Annotated in this window: 14 protein-coding genes and 2 pseudogenes; 4 read left to right on the top strand and 12 right to left on the bottom strand. The window is 70.5% G+C overall.

Translation table 11 applies throughout. The features are described from left to right. Nucleotides 1-5 precede the first annotated feature (5 nt). From EDC02_RS09240 to EDC02_RS09220, 5 genes and pseudogenes are all read right to left on the bottom strand, one after another. On the bottom strand, nt 6-563 hold the full coding sequence (locus EDC02_RS09240) for a nucleotidyl transferase AbiEii/AbiGii toxin family protein (RefSeq protein ID WP_158632104.1): 558 nt from the start codon (nt 561-563) through the stop codon (nt 6-8). Beyond that, complete coding sequence (locus tag EDC02_RS09235; RefSeq protein WP_233605819.1) at nt 560-919, bottom strand: hypothetical protein; 360 nt, start codon at nt 917-919, stop codon at nt 560-562. Before EDC02_RS09235 ends, EDC02_RS09240 begins: the two co-directional genes overlap by 4 nt. A 39-nt stretch (nt 920-958) precedes the next feature. After that, nucleotides 959-2439, bottom strand: a pseudogene (gene rox / locus EDC02_RS09230) (rifampin monooxygenase). Nucleotides 2440-2656: 217 nt separating this feature from the next. Next, on the bottom strand, nt 2657-3574 hold the full coding sequence (locus tag EDC02_RS09225) for an aminoglycoside phosphotransferase family protein (protein ID WP_123601577.1): 918 nt from the start codon (nt 3572-3574) through the stop codon (nt 2657-2659). Between the two features lie 55 nt (nt 3575-3629). Next, the gene (locus EDC02_RS09220) at nt 3630-4139 is read right to left on the bottom strand and encodes a hypothetical protein (RefSeq protein WP_199757560.1); all 510 of its coding nucleotides are present in this window, start codon (nt 4137-4139) and stop codon (nt 3630-3632) included. A gap of 154 nt (nt 4140-4293) precedes the next feature. Here EDC02_RS09220 and EDC02_RS09215 point away from each other — a divergent pair. Continuing rightward, a pseudogene (locus EDC02_RS09215) lies at nt 4294-6001 on the top strand (IS1182 family transposase). A gap of 1 nt (nt 6002) precedes the next feature. Here EDC02_RS09215 and EDC02_RS09210 read toward each other — a convergent pair. The 5 genes from EDC02_RS09210 to EDC02_RS09185 form a co-directional block, all read right to left on the bottom strand. Beyond that, a complete protein-coding gene (locus tag EDC02_RS09210; RefSeq protein ID WP_199757559.1) occupies nt 6003-6818 on the bottom strand; it encodes an ATP-binding protein in 816 nt (271 codons plus the stop codon). 224 nt (nt 6819-7042) lie between these two features. After that, nucleotides 7043-7720 carry an adenylate cyclase gene (locus EDC02_RS09200; protein ID WP_123604647.1) on the bottom strand — a complete coding sequence of 226 codons (678 nt, stop codon included), beginning with the start codon at nt 7718-7720 and terminating at the stop codon, nt 7043-7045. Nucleotides 7721-7819: 99 nt separating this feature from the next. After that, on the bottom strand, nt 7820-9154 hold the full coding sequence (locus EDC02_RS09195; protein WP_233605818.1) for a hypothetical protein: 1335 nt from the start codon (nt 9152-9154) through the stop codon (nt 7820-7822). Between the two features lie 171 nt (nt 9155-9325). Then, nucleotides 9326-9940, bottom strand: a complete 615-nt coding sequence (locus EDC02_RS09190; RefSeq protein WP_123601575.1) for a hypothetical protein — start codon at nt 9938-9940, stop codon at nt 9326-9328. Between the two features lie 75 nt (nt 9941-10015). Continuing rightward, on the bottom strand, nt 10016-10372 hold the full coding sequence (locus tag EDC02_RS09185; protein ID WP_123604646.1) for a metalloregulator ArsR/SmtB family transcription factor: 357 nt from the start codon (nt 10370-10372) through the stop codon (nt 10016-10018). On the opposite strand from EDC02_RS09185, the gene EDC02_RS09180 reads away from it, so the two are divergent. Further along, complete coding sequence (locus EDC02_RS09180) at nt 10371-11450, top strand: cation diffusion facilitator family transporter (protein WP_199757558.1); 1080 nt, start codon at nt 10371-10373, stop codon at nt 11448-11450. The two genes, EDC02_RS09185 and EDC02_RS09180, sit on opposite strands and share 2 nt — an antisense overlap. A 6-nt stretch (nt 11451-11456) precedes the next feature. Here EDC02_RS09180 and EDC02_RS09175 read toward each other — a convergent pair whose 3' ends face one another. Then, nucleotides 11457-11948: an FBP domain-containing protein gene (locus EDC02_RS09175; RefSeq protein ID WP_123601573.1), complete on the bottom strand. Its 492-nt coding sequence runs from the start codon at nt 11946-11948 to the stop codon at nt 11457-11459. A 78-nt stretch (nt 11949-12026) separates the two neighbouring features. Between EDC02_RS09175 and EDC02_RS09170 the strand changes: the two genes are divergently transcribed. Further along, the gene (locus EDC02_RS09170) at nt 12027-12614 is read left to right on the top strand and encodes a TetR/AcrR family transcriptional regulator (RefSeq protein WP_123601572.1); all 588 of its coding nucleotides are present in this window, start codon (nt 12027-12029) and stop codon (nt 12612-12614) included. An 85-nt stretch (nt 12615-12699) separates the two neighbouring features. Then, on the top strand, nt 12700-13746 hold the full coding sequence (locus tag EDC02_RS09165; RefSeq protein WP_123601571.1) for a S1 family peptidase: 1047 nt from the start codon (nt 12700-12702) through the stop codon (nt 13744-13746). 44 nt (nt 13747-13790) lie between these two features. On the opposite strand, the gene EDC02_RS09160 is transcribed toward EDC02_RS09165, so the two are convergent. Beyond that, a complete protein-coding gene (locus tag EDC02_RS09160; protein WP_233605817.1) occupies nt 13791-14771 on the bottom strand; it encodes a threonine/serine dehydratase in 981 nt (326 codons plus the stop codon). Nucleotides 14772-14794 lie beyond the last annotated feature (23 nt).

Genomic DNA, 14794 nt, shown 5'->3' with positions numbered 1-14794 from the left:
GCGGGTCAGGGCGCAAACCTCGGCCAGGTAGAGAAGCAGTGGCGACCAGAATCCGCCTGCCGGGCGAGCTCGATCAGCCGATTTCTGGAGTAGCGGGCGAGGGCGGCGGCAGTATCGATGTAATCGCGAGGGGCAGCCCGGGTACCGAGTGCCACCACCTTTGTGGCAACCACGTCATCAAGGTGCAGCACCGGCCCGATCTGCATCATGACCGGCTGGTGGTGCCGGTCGAACCGCACCATCTGCAGCCGCACCGTCTGGTCCCCGCGACGCACCTCGCACTCGACGAGATCATGCTCGAAACCGTCGAAGACGTCGCCGAGGTCGGCTGAATCCGTGACCGCCTCGACGTGCAGTCCAGCACGACTCAGGGTCGACATCACCAGGTCGGCAGCTGCGGTGACCCCACCGGACTGGTCCGTGAACAGGTCGACGTCTTCGGTTGGCCGGTCCACCACGCCGTATGCGATCAGCGCGTGTCCGCCTGCTAACGCGAAGCCATGTCGCTGGGCCACGGCGAGCGCCAGCCGTGCCACCTCGGCCTGGAACTCCTCTGATGTCACGCGGCGGCGGGCTGGTGGGTGGTGCGCAGCTGCGGGTGCCGTTGCTCCCATGCCTGTCTGACGCCACGTGGAACCCACAGGTCCAGCCAGAGCCGGACCAGCGTCGGGCCGTGCAGCCAGGTGACCAGCTCGACCGGGGTGACCGCCTCGACCAGGACGGTTTCGTACATCCACCGCAGCAGTGCGGGGTTGTCGAGATTGACCCGGCGGTCGGGCTGCCAGTGCAGCCGATGCGGCAGCTCGACGACACCACTGACTGGTCCGCGCAGCTGCGCGAGGTCAGCAACGACTGCCGCGCGACGACCCGGCCGAGCCAGGTACGGCACGATGCCACCCTCGGCTTCGCTGCGTCTCACGTCATCCAGGGTAGCGGGCGATCCCGCCGCGAGCCGGCCTTACGGTGTCGACGCGGCGGACCTGGGCCGGTTGTCAGCGGTGCCGAACCAGCGCGGCAGATGATGGAGCAGATCCTGCTGGTCGTCGCCGACCCACGCCACGTGGCCGTCGGGCGCAGCAGGACGGCGGGTACGTCCAGTTCGTCGCTGGCGTCGACGACGTGGTCGACCCGGTCCGCCCAGCCGGCCGCCGACAGCCGGCCGGTCTGGTCGAGCAGCAGCCCTCGGCCGCCGCGCGTCAGCTCGTAGAGGCGGCGGCCACCGGTCAGCGCTACGTCGCGCAGCCGCCGGCCGAGCAGGTCATGGGCTGAGCCGCCACCGCCGTCCCCGTCCTCGCCGCCGACGTCGTAGCGGATCCCGATGGCGGTGACCTTCTCGATCAGGCGACGGCTGACCTCCTCGATGTCCATCAGCTCCGCGAGCAGCCGGCGCACCGCCTGCGGGCCCGGCTCGGTGGACAGCAGCTCCATCTGCGCCCGGGTGTTGTCCAGCACGGCGGCCGCCACCGGGTGCCGTTCGGTGTGGTAGCTGTCGAGCAGCCCGCCGGGTGCCCAGCCGGTGACTTTGGCCGCGAGTTTCCAGCCGAGGTTGACCGCGTCCTGGATGCCGAGGTTGAGGCCCTGGCCGCCGAGTGGCGGATGGATGTGCGCGGCGTCGCCGGCCAGCAGGACCCGGCCGACCCGGTAGCGCTGCGCCAGCCGGGTGGCGTCGCCGAACCGGGACAGCCAGCGCGGTGAGTGTACGCCGAAGTCGGTGCCGGCGGTCACCCGCAGTTGCCGGGCGAACTCCTCGATGTTCGGTGCGACGCTACGGTCGGCGGCCACCCCTGCGGCGGGCACCACCAGCCGGTACACGCCGTCGCCCAGCGGCGCGGCCCCGAACCGCCTCTCGGTGGCGCGGACCTCGGCGACCACGGCGGCGACGGTCTCCGGCGCTACGGCCACCGTCATCTCGCCCAGCAGGGTGTCGACCCGGGTCGGTTCGCCGGGAAAGGCGACGCCGAGCAGTTTTCGTACCGTGCTACGGCCGCCGTCGCAGCCGACCAGGTAGCGCGAACGCAGCCGGGTCCCGTCGGCCAGTTCCGCGGTCACCTGACCGTCGTCCTGGCGCAGGCCGACCAGTTCGCAGCCGCGTCGGATCTCGGCACCGAGTTCGGCGGCGCGTTCGGTCAGCAGGCGGTCGGTGACGGGTTGCGGGATGGCGAGCACGTACCCGTGCGCGGTGTCCAGCCGGTCCGGCGCGGGTTTGTCGATGCCGGCGAAACCGCCGAACGGATACCGCTGGCCGTACGCGAGGAACCGGTCCAGCAGGCCCCGCTGGTCCATGATCTCGATGCTGCGCACATGCAGGCCGCCCGCCCGGACGTGGCTGGTCGGCTCCGCGTCCTTCTCCATGACGAGTACGGACACGCCGTGCAGCCGTAACTCGCTGGCCAGCATCACACCGGTCGGCCCGCCGCCGGCAATGATGACGTCGAACATCGTTCCCCCATTTCTGCGATCAGCCACCTGGGCAGCGTCGATCAGCGGACACACGTACGTGAATCCGCGCGTTTTCGCAGCTGATGGCTTCGGTCGCACATTCTGCGCCGCGACCCGGGTCTTGCCGCAAGGCCCCCTATGCGATATACGTTGAATACGGCAAGGAGCGGCTGCTTCCTTGTCGTATTTTGTTATGCCTCGCGTGCCGTACGACGGGCTACGGTCGGCCGTCGAGGAACATCCGCAGCCGGGTGACGGTCTGCTTGTCGTCGCCGGGCACGTGCCCGTTGACCGCACGGCACACCCAGCCCAGGCGCGATGCCACCCGGGTGGCGGCCACCAGGTCGCCGGTGAACCGTTCGGCGTACGGCGCCAGGTAGGCGTCCCGGAACGGTGTGGTGTCGACCGAGTCCCGTACGTCGTCGAGCCCCCACGCCAGCCCACCGTCGAGGGTGACCGACAGGGTGAGGAACGGATGCGACACGCAGGCGTCGCCCCAGTCCATGATGAGGTGGCGGCCGTCGCGGACGAAGACCTGCGCGTCGTGCAGGTCGTCGTGCTGCAGCAGCTCCGGCAGCCCGTACTGCGCGAGCTCGGCGCACAGGTCGGCCACCATCGGTGCCGCGTCGCGGAACCGTCGATCGGCGCCGACGGCGTCGACGATCCGTGCGTACGCCTGCGGCAGGGTGGCCAGCCGCCGGTCGGGCACGCCGAGGGCGAGCAGGTCGTCGACGTCGTCGGCCAGGTCGAGCTGCACCGCGGCGTACAGCGGCAGCACGGCGTACCACCGGTCCAGGCTCTGCTCGCGCTGGCTCACCACCCGCAGCGTTTCCCCGGCGTCGGCCATCAGCATCCACCCGGTGTCGAGGTCGGCGGCCAGCAGCGGCGGCACCGCGTCGGGGCGGCGGTCGGCGATCCGTGTCACGACGGCCGCTTCGTGGCGCAGCGACTCGGCGTTGGCCTTGAACCAGACGTCACCGGCGGCGGTCGGGACGCGCAGCACCGTCGACCACGGGTAGATGTGCGGCTGCACGACCGGGCCGGTCCGGGTCGTCCCGAGCTCGTCGAGCCGACCGTCGATCCAGTCCCGCACCCAGGCCAACCACTGCGGATCCCGCCACCGTCTGTCGTCCACAGCCGGTGATGCTAGTCAGCCGTCGACCCGACACTCGTTTTAGCCGGCCAGGACGTCACTGAGTGGCCGAAGGGGACGGGTAGAGGTCGGCGAGCCCGACCGTGCGGACCGGTTCACCGTCGTCGATCAGGCCCGGTTCGAATCCGACCCCGCTGTAGCAGGTCAACACCGTGTCGCGGGTGTCGTAGCCACGGCCGGCGAGCAGGTCGCGGGCCCGGCGCAGCCGGTCGACGTGGCGTGCCCACTTCACCTCGCCCCACTTCACCTCGCCCCACTTCACCTCGCCCAGGGAGAGCAGACGGCGCCGCTCTCCCGGGACCGCCGGAGCGAACACGGCGACGTCCACTTCGATCCGGCGTCGTCGCTGCGGATCGGTGACGACTCCCGCGCCGACCTCACCGGGCAGCGCGCCGAACCGCTCCGGCGGGGCGGTCAGGGCGTACGCCCGGCACAGCCGTTCGAAGTGCGGACCGATCACCTGCGCGGCGAACCTGGAACGGGCGTCGCGCCACACCAGCTCGGCCCGCCCGCTCTCCAGCAGGCCCCACTGCGGTCGCATGATCACCTGGTAGAAGGTGATCAACGGCTCCGCGATTCCGGTAGACGGCCCGGCCGGACCGGAACACGTCCGGTTCCCGCACGAGCAGGTGGCTGGACCCTGATGGCTTATTCGGCCGTGTACCCGTCTCCTTCGGTGGGTCAGTAGGGTTGTTGTGGTCATGTCGATGCAACCGAGGCCGTGGCCAGACGTTCCGGAGCAGACCGCGCGGATGGCGCGGGCGGCGTTCCGGAAAGGGAACCTGGCGACGCGGATCCGTGACGAACTCGGCCAGGTGTACGAGGACGCCCGGTTCTCGGCGGCGTTCGGGCTCCGGGGACGGCCGGGGATCTCCCCGGCACAGTTGATGACCGCCAGCGTGTTGCAGTTCTCGGAGAACCTGACCGACCGTCAGGCCGCCGACGCGGTCCGGGACCGAATCACCTGGAAATACGCCCTCGGTCTGGAACTCGACGATCCGGGTTTCGACCCCACCGTCCTGTCGGAGTTCCGGGACCGGCTGGTCGCCGGTGACCTGACCAGCCTGGCCCTGGACGCCCTGCTGCGACGCCTGGCCGGGCTCGGACTGGTCAAGGCCCGGGGCCGCCAACGCACCGATTCCACCCACGTACTCGGCGCGATCCGCGACCTCAACCGCCTCGAACTGGCCGGAGAGACACTACGGGCGGCGTTGGAAGCCCTCGCCGCGGCGGCACCGCACTGGCTCACCTCGGTCATCGACGATTCCTGGACCGGCGTCTACGGCACCCGCGTCGACAACCTACGCCTGCCCGAGAGCCAGACCAGACGTGACGAGTTGACGGTCCGCTACGGCATCGACGGCTACCACCTGCTCGACGCGGCGCACCACCCGGACGCACCGGAATGGCTGGCACAGATCCCAGCGACACAGACGTTACGCCTGATCTGGATCCAGCAGTTCTACCGCGACACCGACGGCGCCGGACAGGAGGCGCGACGGCGGGAACACGCCCCGGACGGGGACGGTGTCCCGCCCGGCAGAGACCGCCTCATCTCCCCATACGACCCGGACGCCCGATACAGCGTCAAACGCGACACCGGCTGGGGCGGCTACAAGGTCCACTTCACCGAGACCTGCGACCCACCGACCGGCACCACCGGCCGGGAAACCGGACGCGGAGAACACCCGAACCTGATCACGAACGTGGCCACCACCACCGCGACCGTCCCGGACTCGGCCATGACCGCCATCATCCACCAGCGACTGGCCGACAAGGCACTGACTCCCGCCGAGCACCTCGTCGACTCCGGATACCCGTCCGCCGAGATCACCGCCGCCCGCCGCCCGCCGGCACGGGATCACCCTGACCTCCCCGATGCTGATCGACCCGTCCGCGCAGGCCCGCGCCGGGCGAGGCTACGACAAAGCGGCGTTCACCTTCGACTTCGACACCCGCCACGGCGTCTGTCCCCAGGGCAACACCAGCACAAGCTGGTCACCCTGCCGACAACGCGACACCGACACCATCGTGGTGTCCTGGCCGAAGAGCGTCTGCCAGCCCTGCCCCACCCGCCAGGAATGCACCCGAGGCACCCGCCGCCAGATCACCATCCACCCCCGTGACCTACACGAAGCCCTCACCGCTGCCCGCATCCAGCAGAACACCTCCGAGTGGAAGGCCCGCTACGCCGTCCGCGCCGGAGTCGAGGGCACCATGCGCCAAAGCACCCATGTCACCGGGATCCGTACCGCCCGTTACCGAGGCCTGCCCAAGACCAGACTCGAACACACCCTCACGGCCACCGCGATCAACATCATCCGCCTCGACAGCTACTGGACCGGACACCCCCTCGACCGCACCCGGACAACACACCTCCAACGCCTCGACTTCACCCTCGCCGCCTGACCTACACCGAATAAGCCATCAGGGTCTGGCTGTCCTCCAAAACGTTGAGGTGGTGGCCGATGTCCGCCGCCTTGCGGCCGATGTAGCCGGCGATCCCGCCTCTGGTGTTGTTGCCGGCGGCGACGGCGGCCAGCACTGAGTGGTACAGCGCGGTGTCCCGGACGTCGGCTTCCTCCTCCAGTAGATACCGTGCCTCGCGGAACAACGGGGTGGCCGGGTTGAGCACGGTGCGGGTCAGCCAGCCGTCGAAGTCGTCGAGGTCGCGTGGCGCGTCGTCGCCGACGAAGCGCCGGTACGCCGGGGTGCCGCCGACCACGGCGTGGTGCAGCACGGCGAGTCTCGGGTCGCTCAGCCCCCAGAACCGGGCGGTGAGGACGTGGTCGAAGGGCTGGACGACGAGTTCCAGGCTGGCCCGGCTGCGCAGCGGGGCGGACCCGGCCAGCAGCCCACCCGTGACCGACATCGCGGATCCGCAGAGCAGCAGCGACAACGGCCGCTCATCCGACACGGCCCGGTCGATTTCCCGCTGCAGGATCGACGGCAGGGCCGGCTCAACCTTGCTCAAATAGGGAAACTCATCCAGGACGACCGGACCGGGCCGGTCGGACAGGGCGCACAGGTGGGTGACAGCCTCGTCCCAGCTGTCGAATCGGCCGGGTCGCCACGGCGGCAACGTCGTGGCGACCCGACACCCCGCTCGACATCGATCTGGTCCCCTGGCTGGACCGATCCGCGTCATCACCGGCTGGCGGTGCCGGTCGAACCGCACCGGCTGCAGCCGTACCACCTGGTGTTGGTGCCGGTCTCGTACATCCACCGCAGCAGCGCGGGATTGCCGAGAGGTCGACCCGGCGGTCCGGCTGCCAGTGCAGCCGGTGCGGCAGCTCGACGACCCCGCTGACCGGTCCGCGCAGCTCGGAGAGATCAGCGGCGACGACCGCGCGGCGGCCTGGCCTGGCCTGGCACCATGCCTGGCTGCGCCCGTCGGTCTCGCTGCGTCTCACCCTCTCGGGGTAGCGGGCAATCCGGCCCGTGACCGGCCTACGGGCCGCTCACCTGGCTCGCCGCAGCTGTCACGCTGATCCGATGGGCCGCCCGTGACAGCCACAACGCCACCAGCCAGATGGCGGTCACCGGCAGGGCGAGCGGTACGAGCAGCGGCAACCACAAGCCGACCAGCACGGCGGTGGCCGGCACCGCCAGACACGCCGCCAGCACCACTGTCGCGTACGCCGGACGGACGTAGGACGTGACCAGCGGAATCGCGACGAAGGCGATCGCCGCGCAGACGCCCACCACGACACCCCAGAAGGCCTGTCGTGTCGCCGCCGAGGTGGACACCACGCTGACCCACGCCAGGCCGGGCAGCGCCACCACCCAGGCGGCCAGCCACAAGCCGTGCCGGGCCACGCGGGCAACCGTGGAGGCGTCGCCCCGCCGGCTGAGCAGCTCCGCCGCCACCGCCAGGACGACGACGCAGCCGAGACCCGCGAACACCAACGCCGGGAGGACCTTGCCGGTGCCGTCGGGGCACTGCAGCTCGCCGCCGGGCAGTACGTCCCCACCGGTGGGACGACACCCGATTCGCAACGCGGACAGCACCAGCAGGCCGACTCCGCCGGCGACCACGCCGACCACCGCAGCGGCGGCTGCGGTCGCGAGGTACCAGATGAACAGCTGTTCCCCGCCGAATCGGCGCCGAGGACTCTGCTGCGACATCCTGATCATCTCCCTGAGACCGACAATGGCCAGTGCGCCCAGGCAGCCATGGAACCGGTGACGGTCAGACTACCTGGGCCGGCACTATCAGCGTAGGCGTCAGTAGTAGACCACGGTTGGACAGCCGCTTACTCCCGGAGCGTAGCGAATCGGATTGGTGAATCCCTCTCCCATCAGGAAGCAGGCCGGCACTGTCCAGTTGCGGCTTGAGTTGACCAGCAGGGCGCTGCCGTCGAACCCAGCTGGAGGATCTCGATCGGTGTTCAGTCCCATACAATCGGTCTGCGGGGATAGTCCAAGATTGTTGCAGTCGTTACTCTTCATGCTTACGGACGCGGCCATCCGCGAAGAGCTTTCGTTGCCAGGATACAGCTCGGCGAACGCCAGGTACAGTGTGTCCTGGGCCAGTTGGTGCGGGAAACCGATTCCGATCTCGACTCCGTTCTCGTCGCAACCATCACTTGCGATGTTGTAGTCGGCGTAGGGAGCAGAGGATTCCGGGACGTTCGCCCCCCAAATGCCACCCATCTCGTAGGTGCCGGACCAGAAGTCCCAATCGGAGTCACCAAAGCCGGGCGGACAAAACGGGCGGACGACCCAGCCAGGAAGATCATCGTTCCACGTTGTTATGCCGAGTTCCATTCCCCAATCACTCGGAAAAGTCGAAGGTTGCGCGCTGTAGGCGCTTTCGTAGACGAACCAGTAGTCATAAGCTCGAAGTTCTGCCTGTACCGGTGGGTAGACGGTACGGTAGGTGTCGCCTTCCCATATTGATGGGTAGTGCTCATCGATGGAACCGTCGAGAGGTTGCACGGTGTCGCGTGCACGCTCAACCGAAAACCTTCTCGACACCACTGCCGGCGCGGTGGTGGTGACCGCAGGTGACGCCGCAGTCATCACGCCCTGCAACCTCTCGATCTCGGTCGAGGATGTCGACGCCCGGACGACCAGTGCGGATACCACCGGGCGACGATTGAACCGTCGCTGAAACGCGAGCTCGGCCCAGTTTGCCTGGTCCTTGGCGGTCACGCCATCCATCGGGATGATGCCGCCCACCACGCCATTGCCGGAGAACCGCAGCTCCAGAACCTGGATGTCGATCTTCTCCAGGATACTGAGCGCATCCTCGACACCCACTCTTGATGGCAACGTGACTACTTTTGCCTGCTCCCGCCGGTTTACATCGACAGGGTCAGGCTCTTGAGCGTGAGCAGGCCTGACAGCCAGGAGGCTGCCAATTGTCAACAGTGTCACGGTCGCCGCCGCGAAGGCGCGGCGACGGCGTCGCGTGCGGACAACATTGCTCGATCCCACACTGATTCCTTCCTTCTGCGAGAGGTTGGGGTGATCGCCCGAAGCTTCGACTCCGCCTGGCGCGGGCTGGATTCGCGACCAGCCGGAAAGGGGGTGATCAGTCATGTCACCGCCAGACATGACTGCGTGTGTGGCTGGTGAACCGACCGTGCGCACCGCGTTGCCTGGCGCATCGACAAGACCTTCCCGTTACCACATTTTTGAACGGTAAGTCATGTTTGTCAATATGAATCTTGACTCCGGGTATAGATCAATGTTTCGTGACCCCGACCTGTGGTGTCCCTGGCGCGGCTACGGTCGGCCGTCGAGGAACATCCGCAGCCGGGTGACGGTCTGCTTGTCGTCGCCGGGCACGTGCCCGTTGACCGCACGGCACACCCAGCCCAGGCGCGATGCCACCCGGGTGGCGGCCACCAGGTCGCCGGTGAACCGTTCGGCGTACGGCGCCAGGTAGGCGTCCCGGAACGGTGTGGTGTCGACCGAGTCCCGTACGTCGTCGAGCCCCCACGCCAGCCCACCGTCGAGGGTGACCGACAGGGTGAGGAACGGATGCGACACGCAGGCGTCGCCCCAGTCCATGATGAGGTGGCGGCCGTCGCGGACGAAGACCTGCGCGTCGTGCAGGTCGTCGTGCTGCAGCAGCTCCGGCAGCCCGTACTGCGCGAGCTCGGCGCACAGGTCGGCCACCATCGGTGCCGCGTCGCGGAACCGTCGATCGGCGCCGACGGCGTCGACGATCCGTGCGTACGCCTGCGGCAGGGTGGCCAGCCGCCGGTCGGGCACGCCGAGGGCGAGCAGGTCGTCGACGTCGTCGGCCAGGTCGAGCTGCACCGCGGCGAGCCGGCCGTCGATCCAGTCCCGCACCCAGGCCAACCACTGCGGATCCCGCCACCGTCTGTCGTCCACGGCCGGTGATGCTAGTCAGCCGTCGACGTCGGCCGACACTCGTTCTAGCCGGCCGGGCCAGCCGGCAATGTGGGATCAGTCGTGGTCGGGGGCGCCGGTCAGGTGGTGGTCTGCGGCGCACAGGGCCTCGGTGACCAGGCGGCGGACGTGGCCGCCGCGCGCCCGGTAGAGCACCCGGCGGCCGTCGCGGCGGCTGGCGACCAGGCCGGCGAGCAGCAGTTTCGCCAGGTGCTGCGACACGGCGGGGCGGGCGGCGCCGACCGCCGCCGCGAGGGTGCCGACGTCGTGTTCACCGTCGCGCAGCTGCCACAGCAGGCGTAGCCGGGTCGGGTCGGCCAGCATCTTCAACGCGGTCACCGCCGTGTCGACCTGCGCGCCGGTCGGTGGCTGCTGCCCATCGGTGGCACCTGCAGCGTTGTCGCGTGCGTACATGAGCACGTATTCTGCCATCGCCATGGACCACGACCACCACCGTCACGACCACCACCCGCACGGTCACCGGCATCCGGTGCGGCGGGCCTGGTGGCGACGGGCGCTGCACCGGCTCACCCCCCACACCCACGACACCGCCGCCAAGGTCGACGACTCCCTCGAAGCGTCCCGCGACGGACTCCGCGCCCTGTGGATCTCCCTGGCGGTCCTCGCCGCCACCGCCGCCGCCCAGGCCGTCATCGTCGCCGCCTCCGGCTCGGTGGCGCTGCTCGGCGACACCCTGCACAACGTCACCGACGCGCTCACCGCCGTACCGCTGGCCATCGCGTTCCTGATCGGCCGGCGCGCCGCCACCCGCGCCTACACGTACGGGTTCGGCCGCGCCGAGGACCTCGCCGGCATCGTCATCGTGGTCGTCATCGCCGGCTCGGCGATCGCCGCCGGCGCGACCGCCGTCGACCGGCTTATCCACCCGGCGCCGATGAGCCACGTGCCGTGGGTGGCCGCCGCCGGGGTCGTCGGGTTCGCCGGCAACGAGATCGTCGCCCGCTACCGGATCCGGGTCGGCCGGCGCATCGGTTCGGCCGCGCTGGTCGCCGACGGGCTGCACGCCCGTACCGACGGGTTCACCTCGCTGGCGGTCGTCGCCGCCGCCGGGGGCGCGGCGGTCGGCTGGCAGTGGGCCGACCCGCTGGTCGGCCTCGCCATCACCGTCGCGATCCTGTACGTGCTGCGCGACGCCGCCCGCGAGGTGTACCGGCGGCTGATGGACGCCGTCGACCCGGCTTTGGTCGACACCGCCGAAACGACCCTGCGCGCGGTGCCCGGTGTCCGCGACGTGACCGCGGTACGGCTGCGCTGGATCGGCCACCGGCTGCACGCCGAAGCCGACCTCGTCGTCGACGCCGACCTGAGCCTGCTCGCCGCGCACGAGGTCGCCGCCGACGCCGAACACCAGCTTACCCACGCCGTACCCCGGCTGGTGTCGGCGACCGTGCACACCGACCCGGCCGGACACGCCGGAGCGCACCACCACGTCACGCTGTCGCACCGCCGCCGGGCCGCGACGCTGCGGTAGAAGCTGTCAGCCGGTCACCTTGGCGACGAACGCGGCGACGGCGGCCAGGGTTCGGGCGGCCTTCTCCTGCAGGGTCAGTGACTCCTGCAGTCTGGCCCCCGGCCCCGGGTCCTTCTTGCCACGCACGTACAGCGAGCAGGCGAGGTCGCTGCACAGGTAGGTGCCGACCGAGTTGCCCTGCTGGCCGGCCCGGCCCGCCTTCGGGGCGACCATCAACGACACCCCGGCCTGCGGCGCGGTCAGGCAGATCGAGCACATGTTGCGCCGCAGGTGGCGGGCGGCCGGGTCGGGGCAGCGCAGCGCGACCGCCGCGGGCCGGCCCGCCAGCTCGGTGACCAGGTAGGCGCGGGCCGGCGACTGCGGGTCGCGCCAGCCGAGGTAGTCCAGGTCGTCCCACGGCCGGCCGGCGAGGTCACGCGGCACGTACAGGCGTTTCGTCTCCCCCTTGGTGCAGTTGACGAACGCGGCGCGGATCTCCTGCTCGGTCAGTGGTGTCATACCGGGCAGGCTAGTTTTGCCTAAAGGTGTTAGGCAAACGCATAATCGATGTCGGTTCGACGGAGGAGGCGGGTACGGGTGGCGCGGGCCGGACTGAACGCGCAGCGGCTGACCACGGCCGGCGCGGAACTCGCCGACGAGATCGGCTTCGACCGGGTGACCGTCTCCGCGCTGGCCCGCCACGTCGGCGTCGCCGTCGCCAGCCTGTACGCACACGTACGCGGCTCCGACGACCTGAGGACCCGGATCGCCCTGCTCGCGCTGGCCGAGCTAGCCGACCGGGCCGCCGACGCCGTCGCCGGCCGGGCCGGCAGGGACGCGCTGGCCGGGCTCGCCGACGCCTACCGCGACTACGCCCGCGAGCACCCCGGCCGCTACGCCGCCGCCCGGCTGCGGCTCGACCCGGCCACCGCCGCCGCCAGCGCCGGCGGCCGGCACACCCGGCTGCTGCGCGCGGTGCTGCACGGCTACCGGCTGCCCGAACAGGAACAGACCCACGCGGTACGGCTGATCGGCGCCACCATCCACGGCTACCTCGACCTGGCGGCCGCCGGCGGATTCAGCCACAGCGACCCCGACCCGCAGGACAGCTGGCCCCGCATCCTGGACGCCATCGACGCATCGCTGCGCCACTGGCCCGGTGCGCCGGCGGATGTCGATGTGTAGGGAACCGCCTGGTGTATTAGCAACCCGGCCGCCGCGAGGATCGATTCATCCAGAATCGGACGAATCGATTCCCGCAGGAGGACGAATGATCGTGCCACCCCTGTCGATCCGCCGGATCGGCGCGGCGTTCGCGACCGGCACCGTACTGGTCGGTGGTCTGCTGGCGAGTCCGGCGGCCGCTGCCCCCGGGCCCGCCCCCGAACTCGGCGGTGAGGCGGCCCTGGTCCTGGCCGACCGGCTCGGTGACCGGTCCGCCGGGGCGTACCGGGACGAGGTAACCGGTGATCTGGTGGTGACCGTGACCGATGAGACGGCCGCCCGTGCGGTGCGGGCCGCCGGTGGGGTGGCCCGCACCGTTGAACGCGGCGCTGACGACCTGGCCCGGGTCACTGGTGCGTTGTCGCGGTCGGCGGCCGTGCCGGGGACCAGTTGGTACGCCGACCCGGTCAGCAACCAGGTCGTGGTCTCGGTCGACGCGACCGTCACCGGTACCCGGCTGGCGCTGGTCGAGGCGGTCGCGGCCCGCTTCGACGACGCCGTCCGCGTCGAACGGATGCCCGGCGTCCTGCGGACGACCGCCGCCGGCGGCGACCCGATCCACTCCGGCGTCCGCTGCTCGCTCGGGTTCAACGTGGCTGATGCCGCGAACCGGCCGATGTTCCTCACCGCCGGGCACTGCACCAACAACCGGGTGTTCTGGACCGTCGACGGGGTCGCCAACGCCGGCACCACAGTCGCCAGCAGCTTCCCCGGCAACGACTTCGGCCTGGTCCGCTGGGACAACCCCAACGCCAACCGGCCCGGTGCGGTCAACATGTACAACGGGAGCACCCGTGACATCAGTCGGGCCGGCAACCCGTACGTCGGGCAGGCGCTGGGCGCCAGCGGCAGCACCACCGGGCTGACCCGGGGGTCGGTGACCGCCGTGAACGTTACGGCGAACTACTCGGCCGGCCCGGTGTCCGGGCTGTTTCGGACCAATCTGTGCACCGCCGGTGGCGACAGCGGCGGCGCGGTGTTCGCCCACAACACGGCCCTGGGCCTGACCTCGGGCGGGATTGTCGGTGCGTGCATCTCCTACCACCAGCCGGTGACCGAGGTGCTCGCGGCGTACAACGCCCGGGTGTACTGACCGCGCCGGCGCCGGTACGCCGGTGCCGTGCCCGGCCCGTCGGATCAGCCGGTCAGGTTGAACCGACGGGCCCAACCGGCCAGGTCGGCGACGGTGACGTTGCCGCCGCAGACCACCAGGCCGAGCCGGACGTCCGGGCCGACCCGCTCGACCACCCGGCGGGCGGCCGGCAGCAGACACCCGGCTGCCGGCTCCGCCCACACCTTGGCCTGCTCGGCCAGGTCCAGGCTGCCGCGCACCGCCTCCGCGTCCGACACCACCAGCACGTCGGTGACCAGCTCGGTGACGTGGTCGTAGGTCAGCTGCGACACCGTCGGCGCGCTCAACGTCGACACGATCGACGACAGCTTCACCGGCAGCGGGCCGCCGTGCCCGCAGGCCTGCGCCATCGCCGACGCGCCGTCGGTCTCCACCCCCCAGACCCGTACGCCGGGCCGGCGGGCCCGCAGCGCAGCCGCCACCCCGGAGATCAACGCGCCGCCGCCGACGCTGACCAGCACGTCCGTCGGTGCCGTCCGGTCGTCGGCGAACGCGTCGTCGGCGAACTCCAGGCCGACGGTGCCCTGCCCGGCGACCACCACCGGGTCGTCGAACGGATGCACCAGGGCCAGCCCGTCGGACTGCAACCGCGCCGTCAGGTCGAACGCCTCCGCCATGGTGTCGACCACCCGCACCGTCGCCCCGGCGGCGGCGGCAACCTCCACCGCCCGCTCCGGCGCGGAACGCGGCATCACCACCGTCGCCTTCACGTCCAGGGCCTGCGCCATCACCGCCACCGCGATGCCGTGGTTGCCGCCGCTGACCGCCACCACACCGGCCGCCCGCTGCCCGTCGTCGAGGGTCAGCAGCTTCGCCGCCGCGCCCCGCGCCTTGAACGACCCGGTACGCTGCAGCAGCTCCAGCTTCGCCGTCACCGGCACGCCGAGCAGCCCGGACAGGCCGGGGCTGGGCACCGTCGGCGTCCGCACCACATGACCGGCGATCCGCCGCGCCGCCGCCTCGATCTCCGCAACGTCGATGATCATCCGGTCCTCCCCCGCAGCGTCCG

Origin of the sequence: Micromonospora sp. Llam0, assembly GCF_003751085.1 — a bacterium.
In the GTDB taxonomy this organism is placed as follows: domain Bacteria; phylum Actinomycetota; class Actinomycetes; order Mycobacteriales; family Micromonosporaceae; genus Micromonospora_E.
The sequence above is the reverse complement of the archived record's forward strand: the minus strand, read 5'-3'. Positions and strand labels throughout refer to the sequence as shown.

Excerpts from the sequence above, each read along its gene's own strand:
- EDC02_RS09200 (WP_123604647.1), bottom strand. The coding sequence starts at position 7,720 with ATGTCGCAGCAGAGTCCTCGGCGCCGATTCGGCGGGGAACAGCTGTTC.
- EDC02_RS09195 (WP_233605818.1), bottom strand. The coding sequence starts at position 9,154 with ATGTCTGGCGGTGACATGACTGATCACCCCCTTTCCGGCTGGTCGCGA.
- EDC02_RS09180 (WP_199757558.1), top strand. The coding sequence starts at position 10,371 with ATGAGCACGTATTCTGCCATCGCCATGGACCACGACCACCACCGTCAC.
- EDC02_RS09185 (WP_123604646.1), bottom strand. The coding sequence starts at position 10,372 with ATGTACGCACGCGACAACGCTGCAGGTGCCACCGATGGGCAGCAGCCA.
- EDC02_RS09175 (WP_123601573.1), bottom strand. The coding sequence starts at position 11,948 with ATGACACCACTGACCGAGCAGGAGATCCGCGCCGCGTTCGTCAACTGC.
- EDC02_RS09165 (WP_123601571.1), top strand. The coding sequence starts at position 12,700 with ATGATCGTGCCACCCCTGTCGATCCGCCGGATCGGCGCGGCGTTCGCG.
- EDC02_RS09160 (WP_233605817.1), bottom strand. The coding sequence starts at position 14,771 with ATGATCATCGACGTTGCGGAGATCGAGGCGGCGGCGCGGCGGATCGCC.